6 protein-coding genes are annotated in these 16,633 nt (G+C 62.7%); 3 read left to right on the forward strand and 3 right to left on the reverse strand.

Translation table 11 applies throughout. From position 1 onward, the window contains the following. The first annotated feature begins 3 nt into the window (after positions 1–3). A complete protein-coding gene (locus ACU680_RS04600) occupies positions 4–12,507 on the forward strand; it encodes a filamentous hemagglutinin family protein (protein ID WP_448178766.1) in 12,504 nt (4,167 codons plus the stop codon). A 65-nt stretch (positions 12,508–12,572) separates the two neighbouring features. On the opposite strand, the gene ACU680_RS04605 is transcribed toward ACU680_RS04600, so the two are convergent. From ACU680_RS04605 to ACU680_RS04615, 3 genes are all read right to left on the reverse strand, one after another. Further along, positions 12,573–12,842: a type II toxin-antitoxin system RelE/ParE family toxin gene (locus tag ACU680_RS04605; RefSeq protein ID WP_045122487.1), complete on the reverse strand. Its 270-nt coding sequence runs from the start codon at positions 12,840–12,842 to the stop codon at positions 12,573–12,575. Next, a complete protein-coding gene (gene relB, locus ACU680_RS04610) occupies positions 12,832–13,023 on the reverse strand; it encodes a type II toxin-antitoxin system RelB family antitoxin (RefSeq protein ID WP_003225628.1) in 192 nt (63 codons plus the stop codon). Before relB ends, ACU680_RS04605 begins: the two co-directional genes overlap by 11 nt. A 270-nt stretch (positions 13,024–13,293) precedes the next feature. After that, entirely contained in the window at positions 13,294–14,241 is a 948-nt protein-coding gene (locus tag ACU680_RS04615; RefSeq protein WP_448178767.1) for a SphA family protein, read from the reverse strand. Positions 14,242–14,451: 210 nt separating this feature from the next. On the opposite strand from ACU680_RS04615, the gene ACU680_RS04620 reads away from it, so the two are divergent. Both ACU680_RS04620 and ACU680_RS04625 read left to right on the forward strand, forming a co-directional pair. Beyond that, complete coding sequence (locus tag ACU680_RS04620; RefSeq protein ID WP_400757884.1) at positions 14,452–15,489, forward strand: AraC family transcriptional regulator; 1,038 nt, start codon at positions 14,452–14,454, stop codon at positions 15,487–15,489. Positions 15,490–15,721: 232 nt separating this feature from the next. Next, positions 15,722–16,609: a Dyp-type peroxidase gene (locus ACU680_RS04625; protein ID WP_448178768.1), complete on the forward strand. Its 888-nt coding sequence runs from the start codon at positions 15,722–15,724 to the stop codon at positions 16,607–16,609. The last annotated feature ends 24 nt before the right edge of the window (positions 16,610–16,633 follow it).

Consider the following 16,633-nt stretch of genomic DNA (forward strand, 5'->3'; position numbering starts at 1 on the left):
GTGATGCTCGCTCGCCCATCCCGTCGTCGTACCCACGTTCAGTCCTTCCAGCGTGATGCCGTGGAGCCGACGCTGTGGCTGCTCAAGCCATTGGCGCACGCGGTGGCGTTGTGTCTGGTGGCGGGCAGTGCGCAGGCGCAAACGGCGTTCAGTTCGAGCTGGTTTGCCGCCAAGGGGGCAGCGCAGCAGGCCGCAGCGGCGCGTCCGAGCGTTGGCGGGTTGCCGGGGATGATACCGCCATTGGCCCAACAGCAAAAAGCCAATGCGCAGTTGCAGCGTTCGATACAGACCCTGAACAACACGGTTGCCGCGATTGCTGCGCAACAGGCGGCGCAGGCGGCCGGGCGCGCTGCTGCGTTGGGCACGGTGCAGTTCGTGCCGGACGGCCTGGGCGAGGGTGGCTTGAAGGTCGACAACAGCCTGACTCAAGGCTGGCAGAACGCGAAGGGCCCGCAGCAGACCCAGGTCGATGGCAAAACCACAGTGACAATCGAGCAGACCGCCGACAAGGCCATTCTCAACTGGGAAACCTTCAACGTCGGTCGCAATACCACCGTTGAATTCGCCCAGCAGTCGAACTGGGCGGTGCTCAACCGGGTCAACGACCCTAATGCCCGGGCCAGCCAGATTCAAGGTCAGATCAAGGGCAACGGCACGGTGATGCTGATCAACCGCAACGGCATCGTGTTCAGCGGCAGCAGTCAGGTCAATGTGCGCAACCTGGTGGCGGCAGCGGCGAACATCACCGATATCCAGTTCCGTGATCGTGGCTTGTACTTCGACAGCACCGGCACCCAGCCGACCTTCACCGATGCCGTCGGCAAGGTGCTGGTGGAACGCGGTGCCTCCATCGACACCCACAAGCCGGCATCGTCTACCGCTGCCGGTGGTTATGCCTTGCTGCTCGGCAATGAAGTGCAGAATGACGGCAGCATCAGCACCGCCAAGGGCCAGACCGTGCTCGCCGCCGGTGACCGTTTCTATATCCGCAAGGGCTCGGGCACCGAGGGCAATGCGCTGTCCACCACCTTCGGCAACGAAGTCATCCCAGGTTTCAAGGCCGGTGCCGTGGCGGGCAATGTCACCAACAACGGCTTGATCCAGTCCGCCACCGGCGACATCACCCTGACCGGTCATGAGGTGGTGCAGAACGGTGTATTGCTCGCCAGCACGTCAGTGGCAACGCGTGGCACGATTCACCTGACCAACCCGAACACCGACAGCAGCGGCAGCGTCACGCTGGGGCAGGGCAGTGCCACGGCCATCATGCTCGACAGCAGTGACCTGACCGCCCTCGACAGCCAGCATCAGGCCGCGCTGACGGGCGTCACGGCCAATAACCGGATCCGTAGCGACCAGTCACGCGTCGAGATTCAGAGCGGCGGCAGTGTCGAGTTCCAGAACGGCTCGATCACCCTGGCCACCGGCGGCCAGGTCGCGGTCAGCGCACAGCGCCGCAGCCTGGTGCGCGACGGCGCGATGATCGATGTGTCCGGTGCCCTCGGCGTCAAAGTGGCGATGGAAAACAACAGCATCAAGATCAACGTGCAAGGCAACGAGCAGCGCGATGCCTCGGTCAACCGCGAGAAAGGCGCGCTCAACAGCAATGACATCTGGGTCGATGTGCGCGATCTGGTGTATGTGCCGGCCGGCACCAACGGCTACGCCACGGATCGCTGGTACACGGCGGGCGGTTTGCTCGAAGTCGGCGGTTACCTCGGCACCCAAGGGCACAGCGTCGGCGAATGGATGGCTCAGGGCGGCACGGTGAGTTTTGCCGGCAACGACGTGGTCACGGAAAAAGGCTCGTTGATCAACCTGTCCGGCGGCACCCTGGATGTGCAGAGCGGCGAGATCCGCCAGAGCTGGCTGCGTGGCGCCGACGGCAAGTTGTATGAAGTGTCGCGCGCGCCGGGGGATCTGCTCTATACCGGGCTGTACAAAGGCTATGAAGACAGCAGCGAGCGCTGGGGCCAGACCCGTTATTACTACACCCCGCTGATTGCCCCGCGCTCGCGTTTCGAGTCGGGTTACACCGTGGGCCGCGATGCCGGGCAACTGGTGATCGCCACGGCCAACGCCGTGCTTGACGGGCAGATGATCGGCGATGTGTACCAGGGCGAGCGGCAGAATCAGGCGCCGAAACCGGTGCTCGACGGCTACCAGCAGAGCCAGACCGCGCTGGCCCGGCGTGCGCAGTTGATCGTCGGCAGTTACGACCCGACCTTTGTCGCGGCGTCGAATGGCCTGCTCTACACCCTCAATCCATTGCTCGATCAGGTGCAGATCGGTGGCGCGCGCCCGGTGGCCGGAAATGATCCGGACCTCACCGGCGCGGTGTCCGATACCCGCAAGGGCAAGCTGTATCTCGATAACGATCAGCTCAACGGGTTCCGCCTCGGTGCGCTCAAGGTTTCGGCCAAGGATCAGATCGCCGTTGACGGTGCGCTGACGGTCGATAGCGGTGGCGACATCACCCTGTACGCCCCGGATGTTCAGATCGGCGCCGACCTGACTGCTCGCGGTGGCAGCCTGCGTCTGGGCAACGTACTCAATCAGTTCAATGGTGGCGCAAACACCGACACTCGCCTGGCGGCCAAAGCCGGAAAAACCACGCAAACCCGCATCGCCGAGGGCGTGCATCTCGACACCCGAGGGCTGTGGAGCAACCTGCGCACCAACCCGGACGATAACGCCAGCCTCGCGTATCTGAACGGTGGCTTGATATCGATCCGCAGCAGCGGTGATATCGACGTCGCTGCCGGCAGCCTGCTCGACGCTTCTTCCGGTGGCGCCATGCTCGCCAATGGCAAGACCCGGGGTGGCAAGGGTGGTGATCTGACGCTGGAGTCGAGCGCTATTTCCGCGCCGGGCACATCGCATCTGAACCTCGATGGCGAACTGCGCGGTTATGGCGTCACGGGCGGTGGCACCTTGACGGTGCAGGCCAACAGGATTCTCGTCGGCCAGACGGATAAAGCCCTGGCAGACAACACCCTGCAACTGTCCACCGACCTGTTCAGCAAGGGGTTCTCCGCTTACAACCTGATCGGTCTCAGCGGGCTCGACGTTGCCGAAGGCGCCGCAATTGATGTGACCCTGCCGGTGTACCGTTTCGGTGATGCGGCACCCAATCAGGTCAGTGGCGTCGATCCGCGAACGGCGCTGGAGCTGTGGACACCGACGCTGTTCCAGGAAAACCCGACCAAGGGCGTGCTGACCCAACGTGCCGGTGCCAGCCTGACCCTGCAAGGTGGCGCGACGCTGGTCGGGCTGATAGACGCGGCCAACAGCCCGCTGACCCTGGGCCGTGGCTCGCGCATCAGCGTCGACCCGGGACAGAGCATCAAGCTGCGCGGTGCCGGGCAGATCACTGTCGACGGTGAACTGAATGCCTGGGGCGGCACGATCGATATTCGTCAGCAACAATTCGGCTCGATCCAGCCGGCCACTTCGATTCAAACGGCTGATCCGAGCGCACATGACCGCTCGATCTGGATCGGCGAGCAGGCCGTGCTGGATGTCGCCGGGCGTGCCAATGCGGCGACCGACACCCTGGGCCGCACTTACGGGCAGGTCGGCAGGGGCGGCAGCATCATCCTCGGCGGCGAGATCGATCCGAAACTGGCAACCGCCACGGCTGCCGATGCCTACGTGATTGTACGTCCGGGCGCGCGGCTGGATGCCACGGGCACCGAGGCCGTTCTGGATATCGCCGGTCAAGGCCCGACGCGTATCGCAACGGACGGCGGGCGCATCAGTTTGAGTTCCTATAACGGTCTTTTCGTTGAAGGCAACTTGCGTGCGGCGGCGGGTGGCGTCGGGGCGGCCGGTGGTCGTCTGGAACTGGCGCTGGAGACGCCGTTGTATTCCGATTCGGCGAGCAACGCGGTGCGCTCGCCGAGGGAAATGATCATTGGCCAGGCGGCAGAAAACGAGCTGCTGCCCGCGAACCTGCAACCCGGCGAAGGCGCCGATGGCTTGCGTTACGGTCAAGCCCGTCTGAGTGCCGATGGCTTGATGACGGGCGGTTTCGACAATCTCAGCCTGCTGAGCAACGGTCTGTTGTCGTTTGACGGTGACGTCAATCTGCGCATGAATCAGAGCCTCAGTCTCTTTGCCGCAGCTCTGTCTCTCGCCGAGAATTCCAAAGGCTCGGCACGGGTTGATTTGAGTGCTCCATACCTGCGTCTGTCAGGGGTGGGCACCTACTTCGCCGGCTTCAACATGATGCGCCCACGGTTGCTCCCTGGCCCGACGGCCCGATCGTCCGATGCAACGTTCAATGCCTCCGCGAATTTGTTGGACGTGGGCAATGGCCTGTCCTTCGGGACTCAGGGTTCGATCCTGCAACGGCAGGCGCCGGCCGTTGAATACAGCCGTCGGGCTTTCGGTCTGGTGAGCCTCGACAGCAGCGGCGACCTGCGCTTCCTCGCGCCGAATGATGGTGCGGAGAAAACCAGGCTGTGGACGCCGGGCGACTTGAACCTCGGTGCGGCGCAGATCTATCCCGCCACCGGCATTCAGGCTGAGGTGCGTGCCGGTTATCAGGGCGCCGTCCCGGTTTCCGAACACACCTTGCGGATCAGCGGCCACGGCGCGGCACCGACTGCGGTGCCGTACTCGGCATTCGGAAAGCTGATTTTTTCCGCCGCGTACATCGAACAGGGCGGTGTCTTGCGTGCACCGCTGGGCAAGATCGTATTGGGTGACGATTTGCTCAGCACCACTCACGAGGTTCGCCTCTTGCCGGGCAGTCTGACTTCGGTCAGCGGTGCCGGCCTGGTCATGCCATACGGTGGCACCACGGACGGTATCGACTATCGCTATAACGGCAAATCCGTGGTGCTCGACGGCATCTCCGGCGAAACATCAGGCGTGTCGATCGGCACGCAGTTCGCCGATGTGCAAAGCGGTGCGGTCATCGACCTGTCCGGCGGTGGCGATCTGCGTGGCGCCGGTTTCGTGTCCGGTCGCGGGGGTTCCACCGATGCACGTTTCAACCCGCTGGTGCGCACTGCGACTGACGGCACCTTCAGCCTGCCGGGGCTGGCGAGCAACCCGGTGTATGCCATCGTGCCCGGCAACCAGAGCAGCTACGCGCCGATGCTGGCCGAAGCGGGTGCGGGCGATCCGCGCATTGGCCAGCAGATCACTATTGGCGCCGGTGTGCCGGGGTTGGCGGCGGGTACTTACACACTGTTGCCGTCAACGTTTGCCCTGATGCCTGGTGCGTTCCGGGTTGAGGTAAACGGTCAGGCAGCACCCGGCGTGACAACGGGGGCGTTGCCACTGCGCAATGGTTCATGGACCAGCAGCGGGCAGATGTCGATTGCCAATACCGGCCTGCGTGACAGCCTGGCCAGTCAGTTGATTCTCACGTCAGCCGATGTGTTGCGTCGTTACTCGCAGTACAACGAAACCGGTTTCTCTCAATTCATCCAGAGCGACGCCGCCCGGCGCGGTGTGCCGCGTGCGCTGGCACCCATGGACGGCAAGACACTGGATCTGCGCCTGGCCTCCGGCGGCAAGCAAGACATCGCTTTGCAGTTCAACGGGCGCACGCTGTTCGAGGCTGCCGAGGGCGGCATGGCCGGCACAGCGGTGGTACGTGGCGGCAACGCCGGGAGCAGCTTCGAGATACTGGGTGCGGGCCGTGCATCGACACCGGGTTTCAACGGTGTGTCGCTGTACGCCGACACGCTCAACAGCCTCAACGCGGGGCGGCTGACCATCGGTGCGATGCCGAATGTCTTGTACAACACGACCGCTAACATCATCGGCTTCCTGGGCGCGAGTGAAAGTATTGTCTTGCGTGAAGGGGCGATTCTGTCTGCGCCGCAGGTTTTGCTGCGTACCACGTCAACGCTTGGCGGCATCACGGTCGAGGCGGGAGGCGGGATCAATACGCTGGGGCGTGGCAACGTGGCCTACGACTCGCTGGCCGGTTACGTTTATGAGCCGAAAGGTTCCAGCCTGTTGGTCGTTTCCAACGGCTGGACCAATGTGCTGGCGCCGGAAGCGGCCAGCGGCATCAGCGGCGCGGGCAGCATCCGGATCGGCACTTGCGCAGCGAGTGCGTGCAACAATCCGGCCCTGCTGTATTCGAACGGCAGTATCACGGCCGCCACGGATAACCAGTTCGAACTCGGTGAAGCGGTGCGTTTCGGCACCCGTCATCTGGCACTGTCGGTCGGCTCGGTCAATGCCGGCAGCGCCGAAGCACTTGCAGCGGCGGGCAGCCGCGTGCCCGCCGGCCTGACGCTGAACCAGAACGTACTCGACCGCTTGCTGCGCGGTGATACGCAGTTTGCCGCGCCGGCTCTGGAAACCCTGAGCCTGACCACTCGCGACGCCTTCAATTTCTTCGGCAGCGTCAGCCTCGACACGATCGATCCACAGACCGGCCAGAGCAAACTGCAGAACCTGGTGCTGGTCACCCCGGCGATCTACGGTCTGGGCGATGCCAACGATGTGGCGAGCATTCGTACTGCCAACCTGATCTGGAACGGCGCGACGCAAAGCGCCGGCAGCGTCATTACCGGTGGCGCCGGTACGGGCAGCGGTACGCTGGACATTCAGGCCCAGCGGATCGAGCTGGGTTACGGCCCGATGCCTCAGGCCAGCGGTCTGGATCAGAACAATCGTCTGGCGCTGGGTTTTGCCAACGTCAACCTCAGCGCCAACGAGCGCATCACCGCCAATCACAAGGGCAGCCTGGCGGTGTATCAGGAACAGGGCGCTTACGATCCGCTCAAGGGTTACAGCTACAGTGGCGGCAATCTGAACCTGCGCACGCCGTTGCTCACCGGTGAAGCGGCTTCGGTCAGCCTGCTCAAGGCTGGCAACAGCCTGACGCTCAGTGGCGCTGGCGCTGCCGGCGTGGCGAATGCCTTGGGTGCGGAGTTGAATCTTGAAGCCCGCGATATCGTGCTCGACAGCCGTATCGCCTTGGCCAGCGGCAAGTTGACCGTCAAGTCCGAGGGCGATTTGACGCTGGGCACTGGTGCCGTGCTGGACATGGCCGGACGTACCTTGCCGTTCAACGATGTCAGCAAATACAGCTGGGGCGGCGACGTATTGCTGTACAGCGCCAACGGCAATATCCGTCAGGCTGCGGGCTCGCGGATCGACCTGTCGGCGAACAACAATCAGGCCGGTAACCTCAGCGTCGTCGCGCTGGCCGATGCGGCCGGGATGGTCGATCTGCAAGGCGAGATTGTCGGCGGCAGCAGCGGTTACTACGACGCCGGCGGCACGTTGGTGCCGTACAAGGCCGGTGGCGTGGACATTCGCGCGCAGCGCCTGGGTGGTAACGCCTCTGAGCAGTTTGCCGCGCTCAACCAGCGCTTGAATGCCGGGCAGGTTTACGGCAGCCGCAGCTTGCAGCTCAAGCAAGGCAACCTGGTGATCGGCGACGGCCTCAAGGCCGGTGAGGTCAATGTGTCGGTGGACAATGGCAGCCTGACGGTGGCCGGTCTGATCGACGCCAGTGGCGAGCGTGTCGGCAGCATTCGTCTGTCGGCGAAAAATGGTCTGACCCTGGCGGGTAGCAGCGTGCTCGATGCCCATGGTCGCGTACTGCGGGTCGACAGCTACGGCAAGATCATCGATGCGCCGAACCGCGCCACGGTCGAACTGAATTCCGGCGATGGTTTGCTCTCGTTGGGCAGCGGCGCACGGATCGACCTGCGCCACGGCACCGATGCCGTGCCCGGTTTCCTTGCCGGACAACACGATGGAATGCTGCGCGGTACGCTGGAGCTGAACGCGCCGCGTCTGGGCAGCAATGACATCGCCATCGATGCCAGCGGTGCGCTGACCATTCAGGGCGCTCGCTCCATCGGCCTGAACGGTTTGCGCCGCTACACCGATGCCCGCGAGGGTGTCGATCAGGCGGTCAGTGGTCGGCCGTATCAAGTCATCGATCAGGCCATGCTTGAACGCATTCACGGCGACAGCAGCAACTTTATCAACGCCGCACTGGGCAACAACGATCTGCTGCAACGCAAGCTCGCCGGGTTGAATAACGCCACGTATGCCGATGCGTTCCACTTGCGACCCGGTGTGGAGATCGCCAGCAAGACGGCTGACGGTGATCTGGTGGTGGAGGGCGATCTGGATTTGTCCGGTTATCGCTACGCCAGTCTCAATCCGCACACGCAGCTGAACCCCTCCGTAAATGGTTCCGGCGAAGCGGGCAGCCTGGTGATTCGTGCCGGTGGCAACCTCGATATTTACGGCAGCATCAATGACGGCTTCGCGCCGCCACCGGAAACCCAGGACAATGCCGGCTGGAAACTGATTGCCGGTGTGCAGCCGTTCGGTGGCGATCTGATCGTGCCGGGCAGTGGGGTGACACTGGCCGAGGGCACGCAGTTTCCGGTGGGCGCGACACTCAATTACGACGTGACGATTCAGGGTGCAAGACTGGCCAGTGGCACGTTGCTGCCGACCCAGGCGGTACTGGGCGAGGCGTACACGTTCAGCGTCGGCACTGTGCTGGCGGGAGCTATCCATGATGCCAACGGAAATCTGTTGTATGCGGCGGGAACGTTGCTCAGCGAAAGTGTGACGTTGCCGGCGAACACTCGCCTGGGTGCCGGTATCCGCCTGAACAAGGCGACGAGCCTGCAGGCCATGACCTGGCCCGGGGGCGTGCCGCTGCCAGGGGTTTTCGACCTCGATCTTTTAACGGTTTCCGGTGTGAAGCTGAGCAGCTCGCTGGCCTTGCTGCGCGGCTCGCTGATTCCTTCGATGACGGATGTAAAGCTTGCCGATGGCACTTCGCTGATCGAACTGCGTCCGTTCACGGGTGACCAGCAAGGCAAGAACTGGGCGGTGGCGAGCATGCTGCCATCTGGCAGTGCGTCGTGGTCGATGCGCGTGGTAGCGGGTGCGGATATTGATTCAGCCGACAGTCGTGTCGTGAAACCGGTGACCCGCGAGGGTGATCTGCGGCTGGCCGATACTCATTACGGTGTGAAGGTGACGACATCGCCCGGGCGAATGGTCTGGGCGGCGGGTAACCAATATGGCTTCCCCGAGTTTGAACCCGTCCCCGATGACGCTCTGGTTGCTTGCACTATCGAGCCGAGCGATTGTGCCCCCATGGCTCGCTGGGTCTGGGCGCCAGGCAGTGGAGCGGGCCCGGATTACGAGCCGGTTCCCGAGGAGGCTCAATTCATTTGTGATCTGCAGCCAGAGCTGTGCATCGGCAACAATCCCGGAAAAACCGCTAAAGCTCATACGCAGATGTTCAGTGTCCTGCGCACCGGTACTGGCGATCTCGATCTGATGGCTGCCGGCAACCTGAGCATGGATTCGCCTTTCGGCGTGTACACCGCCGGTACACAGTCATCGAATGTCGACCCGTTGTATAACCAGAAACGCGGGCATCTCTCGGACAATAACTCGGTGTTGGGCACCGCCGGCGCCGATTATGAAAAGTGGGTCAACGGCGGCAGCGACAGCCTCTATCAGGCCTGGTATCCGCAGATGGGGGGCAACCTGACAATCAATGCCGGCGGGTCGGTGTCGGGTGACTCGGTGGGCACGAAAGCGCAATCGGAAGCGGCTGGGTTCCGCGAGCAGATGGCCAGTGTGGCAGTGGGCAACTGGCTGTGGCGCCAAGGCACGGGTAGCCCGGATGTGCCCACGGCGTGGTGGATCAACTTCGGCAGTTACGCCACCCAAATGATCTCGGATCGTGTGATTAATACTGAACCGTACCTGGTGGGGTTCACCGGTTTCGGCACCTTGGGCGGGGGCAATATCAGCCTGCGGACTGGTGGTGATGCCGGCATGCTCAAACCGATGGGCGATGCCGTTCACTATCCGCGCGGGCAGGGGCTGATCGTCGCAGTCGGCAGCACCGGTCGAGTCGCCAGCGATGGCAGCGTGCAGATGACCGGTGGTGGTGACATGGATATTCGTATCGGCGGCACGCTCAACCCGTCGCTGCAAGCGCGGGCCGGAGAAACCGGTATCGGCAAACCGGTCCATGATCTGCAAGGTGCGCTGATCAACCTGCGCGGTGCGGCACAAATGACGGGTGGAGCACTGGGTGGCATCAACCTGCAGTACGGCGCCGGCACCGTGGTCAATGATCTTCGGGAAACCCGGGCACTTGATCCGTTTACCTCGACCACCGGTAGCGCTTCCGGAGGCGTGGTACTGATTCCGGGTGACTCGGGCATGAGCCTGAGCAGCCGCGGTGATCTGGTGTTGGGCGGTGCAGCGGATCCTGGGCGAGTCGGTCTGATGAACGCCAGCCCGATCATGGCGGCCGACGCAAGCGTTCAGCAGGGCGGCACCCTGAGTGGCTTCTCATTGTGGACGGATCACACCGCAATCGATCTGTTCTCGGCTGGCGGGAACTTGACGCCGGGCACACAGATATCCGAGTTCAGTACCAGCAACGGCCTGATCACGGGACGCAATACCTCGCCTACCGATGGCCGGTTTGTCTACCCGTCGATTCTGCGCGCGGTGGCGGGGCAGGGGTCCATCTATGCAGGGCCGTCCGCGACGTTCACTGGCGTGGATATCTACCCGCTGCTAGGTTACTCACTGCTCCTGGCACCGTCGAAGTCGGGACAGCTTGAACTGTTGGCAGGTGACTCTATCTACGCCGGTGGCTATGCGATCAACCAGTCGGGAGCCAGCCCGATGGCCATTACCACGCCGCTCAACCCGGCGTTCAACACGTATACCACCAACAGCAACACCAGCAAGCCGCTGCGCACCAACTACAGCGACGATGGTGTGGCACCTGAGGGCAACGTGCGATATCCGCTGTTTGCCTTTGGTCCCAACAGCTACTCGGGATTGAACGACGTACAGGGGCCGGCGCGATTCTATGCGCTGACGGGGGATCTGGTGGGCATTCGCAGTGGCGAAACGTTGAGCTTTTCCACTTCCGGACGCACCTGGTACGAAGCGGCGGGGCCTGTGTGGATGATCGCCGGACGCGACATCGTTGCTTCCGGCACTACCCTGGGGCAGCCTGCGGCGGTGCCGACAGTGGAAATGAGTAGCGGCAAGGAGAACATTTTTTCCACTGGCAACCTGTTCGTCCACAATGACCAGCGAGATGTATCGCGGGTGTCGGCGGGTCGCGACATTCTCTACAGCAGCTTCGATATCGCCGGCCCTGGCACGCTGGACATCAATGCCGGGCGCAACATCCTGATGGAAAACCGCGCCAGCATCACCAGTCTCGGCTCGATAGTGGCCGGGGATTTGCGGCCTGGCGCCAGCGTGGTATTGCAGGCGGGCACGGGCGCGCAGGGGCCGGATTACACAAGGTTCATCGCCCGTTACCTGAGTCCGCAAAACCTTGCTGATCCGAATGCCGCTCTCAACAGCCAGCCGGGCAAAGTGGTCAAGACCTACCTCGACGAATTGCAGAGCTGGCTGACCCTCGGCTACGGCTTCAGCGGCAACGCCGAGCAGGCACAGGCGTTCTATGCCGCGCTGCCAAGCGCCGAGCAGGCGATCTTTGCGCGGCAGGTGTACTTCGCCGAACTGCGTGCGGGCGGCCTGGAGTACAACGACGTCGACGGCCCGCGTCAAGGCAGCTATCTGCGTGGTCGCAATGCCATCGCGGCGCTGTTCCCGACCACCGATGTGGCGGGCAACCCGATCCGCTACGACGGCGACATCACGCTCTACGGTGGCGCCGGGGTCAAGACCCTGTTCGGCGGCGATATCCAGATGCTCACGCCGGGCGGCGGTCAGGTGTTCGGCATCGAAGGCGCAGCACCACCGTCCACGGCGGGGATCATTACGCAGGGTTCGGGCAACATTCAGCTCTACTCGCAGGGCAGCATTCTGCTGGGGCAGAGCCGGATCATGACCACCTTCGGCGGCTCGATCCTCGGCTGGTCCGCCGAGGGCGACATCAACGCCGGTCGCGGCTCGAAAACCACTGTGGTCTACACCCCGCCGAAACGCGTGTACGACACTTGGGGCAATGTAACCCTGTCGCCTTCGGTGCCGAGCACCGGTGCGGGTATCGCCACCCTTAACCCGATTGCCGAAGTGGCGCCGGGAGACATCGACCTGATCGCGCCGCTGGGCACCATTGATGCGGGCGAGGCGGGCATTCGCGTCTCGGGCAACGTCAACATCGCCGCGCTGACCGTAGTCAACGCCGCCAACATCGCCGTGCAGGGTAAAACCAGTGGCGTACCGGTGGTGGCGGCGGTGAACACCGGCGCGATCACCTCGGCCAGTTCGGCGGCGTCTTCGGCAACCCAGGCCGCTGAAGACGTGGCGCGTCAGCAGCAAGCAGCGGCGCGGCAGAACCAGGCGTCGGTGTTCACCGTGCAGGTGTTGAGTTTCGGCAACGAACAACTGGCGCCGAGCCGTGATGGTGCAAGCCGTGCGCCGGCGCCGGGTTACAACCCGAACAGCCCGGTGCAGGTGCTGGGAGCGGGGGCACTGGATGAACAGGCGAAACAGCAGCTGACCGAGGAGGAACGGGGGCAGCTGACGTTGTAAAGGACTCTCGTGTAGTACTTTGGGCGGCCGGTGGGTCGCCCTTTTTTTGAGTGGAAGGGGGAGGATCAGGGATACGCTTGTCGAGCATGCAAAAGGTTGAGAATCTCGATCCGGTCGGTCACCCGATAAACCACGACGTAGTTGGGATGGACAACGATTTCCCGGGTACCGGCGACCTTGCCGAAGCGATAAAGATAGGGGTGAAGTGGGAGGGCCGAGGTAGCCGCTTCGATGGCGGCGTTCAGTTGACTGGCCGCAACGGCGTTACGGTCAGCGATGTAGTTCAGGGTTTGCCAGAGTTGAGTGCGAGCTTCAGGTCGCCAGTCAACCCGCACTGTTTTTGTTGAGTTTCGATTCGATGAGGGCGCGCATCTCGGCCATCACCTGCTCGTGGGGGATGTTGGGCCGCGGATCATCCATCGAGGCCTGTACCTGTGCCCGGAACCAGCGATCATAGCTGGCGGCCTGCTCTGGGGTTTCGAAGTCTGAAACGATAAGTGAAAGTTCGGCGCTCATAGTGACCTCCATGATCAATGTGAAGCAGTCTAAGGGGGATGTGGCTCGCTGTCGTCCCTGGCAAGACGAAGTGCGAAGTATCCCGAAGCACTGGCGGGAAAGATGTCAGACGTTTCCGTGGCCCCTAAGGGAAAATCGACGAAGGTTGTCATCGGATTCGCCAGCAACACCGTTCCCTGTAGGAGCTGCCGCAGGCTGCGATCTTTTGACTTTGTTTTTTAAAAGCCAGATCAAAAGATCGCAGCCTGCGGCAGCTCCTACAGGTCGAGGTCAGAAGGCGTAGGGGATGCTGACCTTGGCCCAGAGCATCTCGCCTTCGGGGCGGTTTTCCACGTCAAACTCCTTGGCCCAGCGAATCTCCGCGCTGGCGTATTTGAGGAAGGTCAGGTGCAGCGCCGGGCCAATCGCGAAGACCTTGCCGCGCACGCCGTCATCCACATCCTGCCCGGCGAACTGCACGGTGTGGCCGTACTGTTTGTCGTCGGTGGTCTGCTTGAGGTAGTAGCCGTTGATACCGAACATCACATCGTCGGTGATCTTGTAGCTGGCCGAATAATCGAAGTGGAAGATCTGCCCGGACTTGTAGTCGGTGTCCTTGTTCTTTTCATTGAAGCTGTAAGTGGTCTTCATCGACACTTCGGTCTTGTCGGTGGGTAGCCAGGTGAAGGAGAACAGCGGCTTGTAGGTGTAGAAGTTGTTGCTGGTGTTGGCCAGCCGGTCGACGCTGTATTCGCCGGTGGGCACGGTGACTTCCAGCGCAGCGCCGAGGGTCAGGTTCTTGCCCATGTCCCACAGGATGATTGGCGCAATCGTGGTGTCGCCCATGCCTTCGCGGGTATCGCTGAGGCCGTACACCGAGACTTCCTGCTTCAGCCAGGGCTGGGCGATGTAGCCGGCCAGGCGTCCGCCGAACACCCGCACCGGGCTCAGGTAATCAATGCGCGGGATGACGGCGGTGGATTCGATCTCGACATTCGGCACCTTGCCGCCCAGCGAACTGATGTTGAGCTTGGTCGACTTGTAATGGTTGTAGTAGAGGTTGAACGCGACCATGTTCTGCGGAAGGCTGTCGACCTCCAGCGGCAGCATGAAGAACCCGTCGGTGCCGGGGCCGATGTTGTCGACGCCGGCTTCGGTGGCCAAGGCTGGCAGGGACGCGGTGCAACCGAGCAAGGTCAGTGCCAGACGCAAGGGGAAAGTGGCGCGGTTCGGGCTCATGGCTGTCCTCATTATTATTGTGGTGGGACGTGGCGCCGGTACGCAGAACGTCCGGCACCATAGAAATAAGCGCTTGGCGCCCGCCGGGGCAGGGTATTGGCGGACAGTTAGGGGGACTTCTGCGGACAGTCGGCCAACCCTGTGCTAACTTCCTTCGACATAACCGGTTACAAAAATAACAATCAAGCTTGATCCGGAATGTCAGCCCCCATGAACGTAAAAGTCCAAGACCCCACTTTTGAATTGGCGCTGGTCTCGCCGTTCCTTCTGCAAACCCTCGCCGAAGTCGTGCACAACAAAGGCATCGACCCCGAAAGCCTGTGCCGTGGCCTGGGTTTCACCCTCGAAGATCTGCAGGATCCGGCGCAGCGGATCTCCTACCGCCAGGCCGTGGCGATGATTCAGCGCGCGCTCAAAGTGCTGCCCAATCAGGGGCTGGGGTTGTGGGTCGGGGCGCAGAATGTGTTGGGGACGCTGGGGCTGCTCGGCCATGTGCTGTCGCTGTGCAAGACCTTGCGCGATGCCTTTGCCCTCGGCATCCGCCATCAGCACACCTCCGGCGGGATCGTGGTGTCCAGTGTCGACGTGGTCGGCGATCAGGTGCAGTTGAACGCCGAGTGCCGCTTGCCGTTCGCCGATGTGCAGGTGTTCGCCGTCGAAGAGTTTTTCGCCAGCCTGCTGGTGTATGGCCGGGCCTTGGCGGGCAATGAGTTCAAGGCGATTGCCGTGGAGTTCGTGCATGCCGCGCCGGATTACCTGAGCGAATACCACCGCCTGCTCGGGCCGGACGTACGCTTCGGCTGCCTGCACAACCGCATGCTGATCGATGCGCAATGGCTGGACGTCAATCTGCCCAATCATCATTCGCTGGCGCTGCGTCAGGCGGTGGCCTTGCTGGAGCTGGAAGCGGCGCAGGTACACCAGAAACTCGATCTGATTCAAGCGGTGGAACGGGCAATTGCCCGAGACTTGAGCCGGGGCAGCCATATCGAGAAGATCGCCGGCGACCTGAACATGAGCAGTCGCACCTTGCGTCGCCGTTTGACCGAGCATGCGCTGACCTTTGAGGCACTGCTGGAGCAGGTGCGTCAGGCACGGACCATGAGTTTGCTGGCCAATCCGGACATGCCCATCGAGCGGATTACCGAAGAAGTCGGCTACAGCGACGTGCGCAGTTTTCGTCGGGCGTTCAAGCGCTGGACGGGGATGAGCCCGAGTGCTTGGCGCCAGGATGCAAGCACCGCTTAGACATCGTTCCCCTGTGGCGAGGGAGCTTGCTCCCGCCGGGCTGCGCAGCAGACCCAAAACCTGCCACGCCATTTTTCCAGACACACCATGCCGGCGGGGTTTGCGGGTGCTTCGCCCCCGAGCGGGAGCAAGCTCCCTCGCCACAGGCTTCCGTGTGCCACTCACCAGTATTTCAACCCCACAAACCCTCCAGCCACAGGTAAACTCCCGCGCACTTTCCCAAGGAGTTCACATGAGTTACTACCAGCCGGGCATTCTCGCCACCCCCGTTCCTGCGCAAGCACGTCACCTGTTTTTCGCCCTTGAGTCGGTAGCCGCACTGCCGCAGGCGATCGACAACCTGATGAATCTGGTGGACGGCAAGTCGGCTGTGATCGGTTTCGGTGAATCCCTGACCAAGGCCCTGAATGTGCAGATCGACGGTCTGCGCAGCTTCCCGGCGATGACCGGCGTCGGCGTGGAAAACCCGTCGACCCAGCACGCGCTGTGGGTCTGGCTGCACGGGGTCGATCGTGGCGAACTGCTCAATCGCTGCAACGCCTTCGAAGCCGCGCTGGCCCCGGCGCTGCGCCTGGTAGACATGCAGGAAGCCTTCCGCCACAAGGACGGCCATGACCTGACGGGCTACGAAGACGGCACTGAAAACCCGCACGATGACGCCGCGATCGCCGCCGCGTTGCTGGGCGAGGGCGCTGATGGTCTGGTCGGTGGCAGCTTTGCCGCGATCCAGCAGTGGCAGCACGATCTCAAGGGCTTCCATAAATTGTCTGCCGAAGACAAGGACAACATCATGGGCCGTCGCCTCAGCGACAACGAGGAAATCGACGACGCGCCAGTCTCCGCCCACGTCAAACGCACCGCCCAGGAAAGCTTCGCCCCCGAAGCCTTCGTCGTGCGGCGTTCGATGCCGTGGATCGACGGTGATCGCGCCGGCCTGATGTTCCTCGCCTTCGGTGTTTCGCTGGACGCCTTCGAAGCCCAATTGCGGCGCATGAGCGGTCTGGAAGACGGCATCACTGATGGTCTGTATCGCATCAGCCGGCCGATCACCGGCGGCTACTACTGGTGCCCGCCCATCCAGGACGGCCACCTCGATCTGCGCGCGTTGCGCATCGGCTGAGTTTCTCGAACAAAGGGAGTTAGA

The sequence above is a fragment of the Pseudomonas sp. LF020 genome (assembly GCF_053456425.1).

Coding starts and splice junctions, on each gene's coding strand:
- ACU680_RS04600 (WP_448178766.1), top strand. CDS start 4: ATGCTCGCTCGCCCATCCCGTCGTCGTACCCACGTTCAGTCCTTCCAG.
- ACU680_RS04625 (WP_448178768.1), top strand. CDS start 15,722: ATGAGTTACTACCAGCCGGGCATTCTCGCCACCCCCGTTCCTGCGCAA.
- ACU680_RS04615 (WP_448178767.1), bottom strand. CDS start 14,241: ATGAGCCCGAACCGCGCCACTTTCCCCTTGCGTCTGGCACTGACCTTG.
- relB (WP_003225628.1), bottom strand. CDS start 13,023: ATGAGCGCCGAACTTTCACTTATCGTTTCAGACTTCGAAACCCCAGAG.
- ACU680_RS04620 (WP_400757884.1), top strand. CDS start 14,452: ATGAACGTAAAAGTCCAAGACCCCACTTTTGAATTGGCGCTGGTCTCG.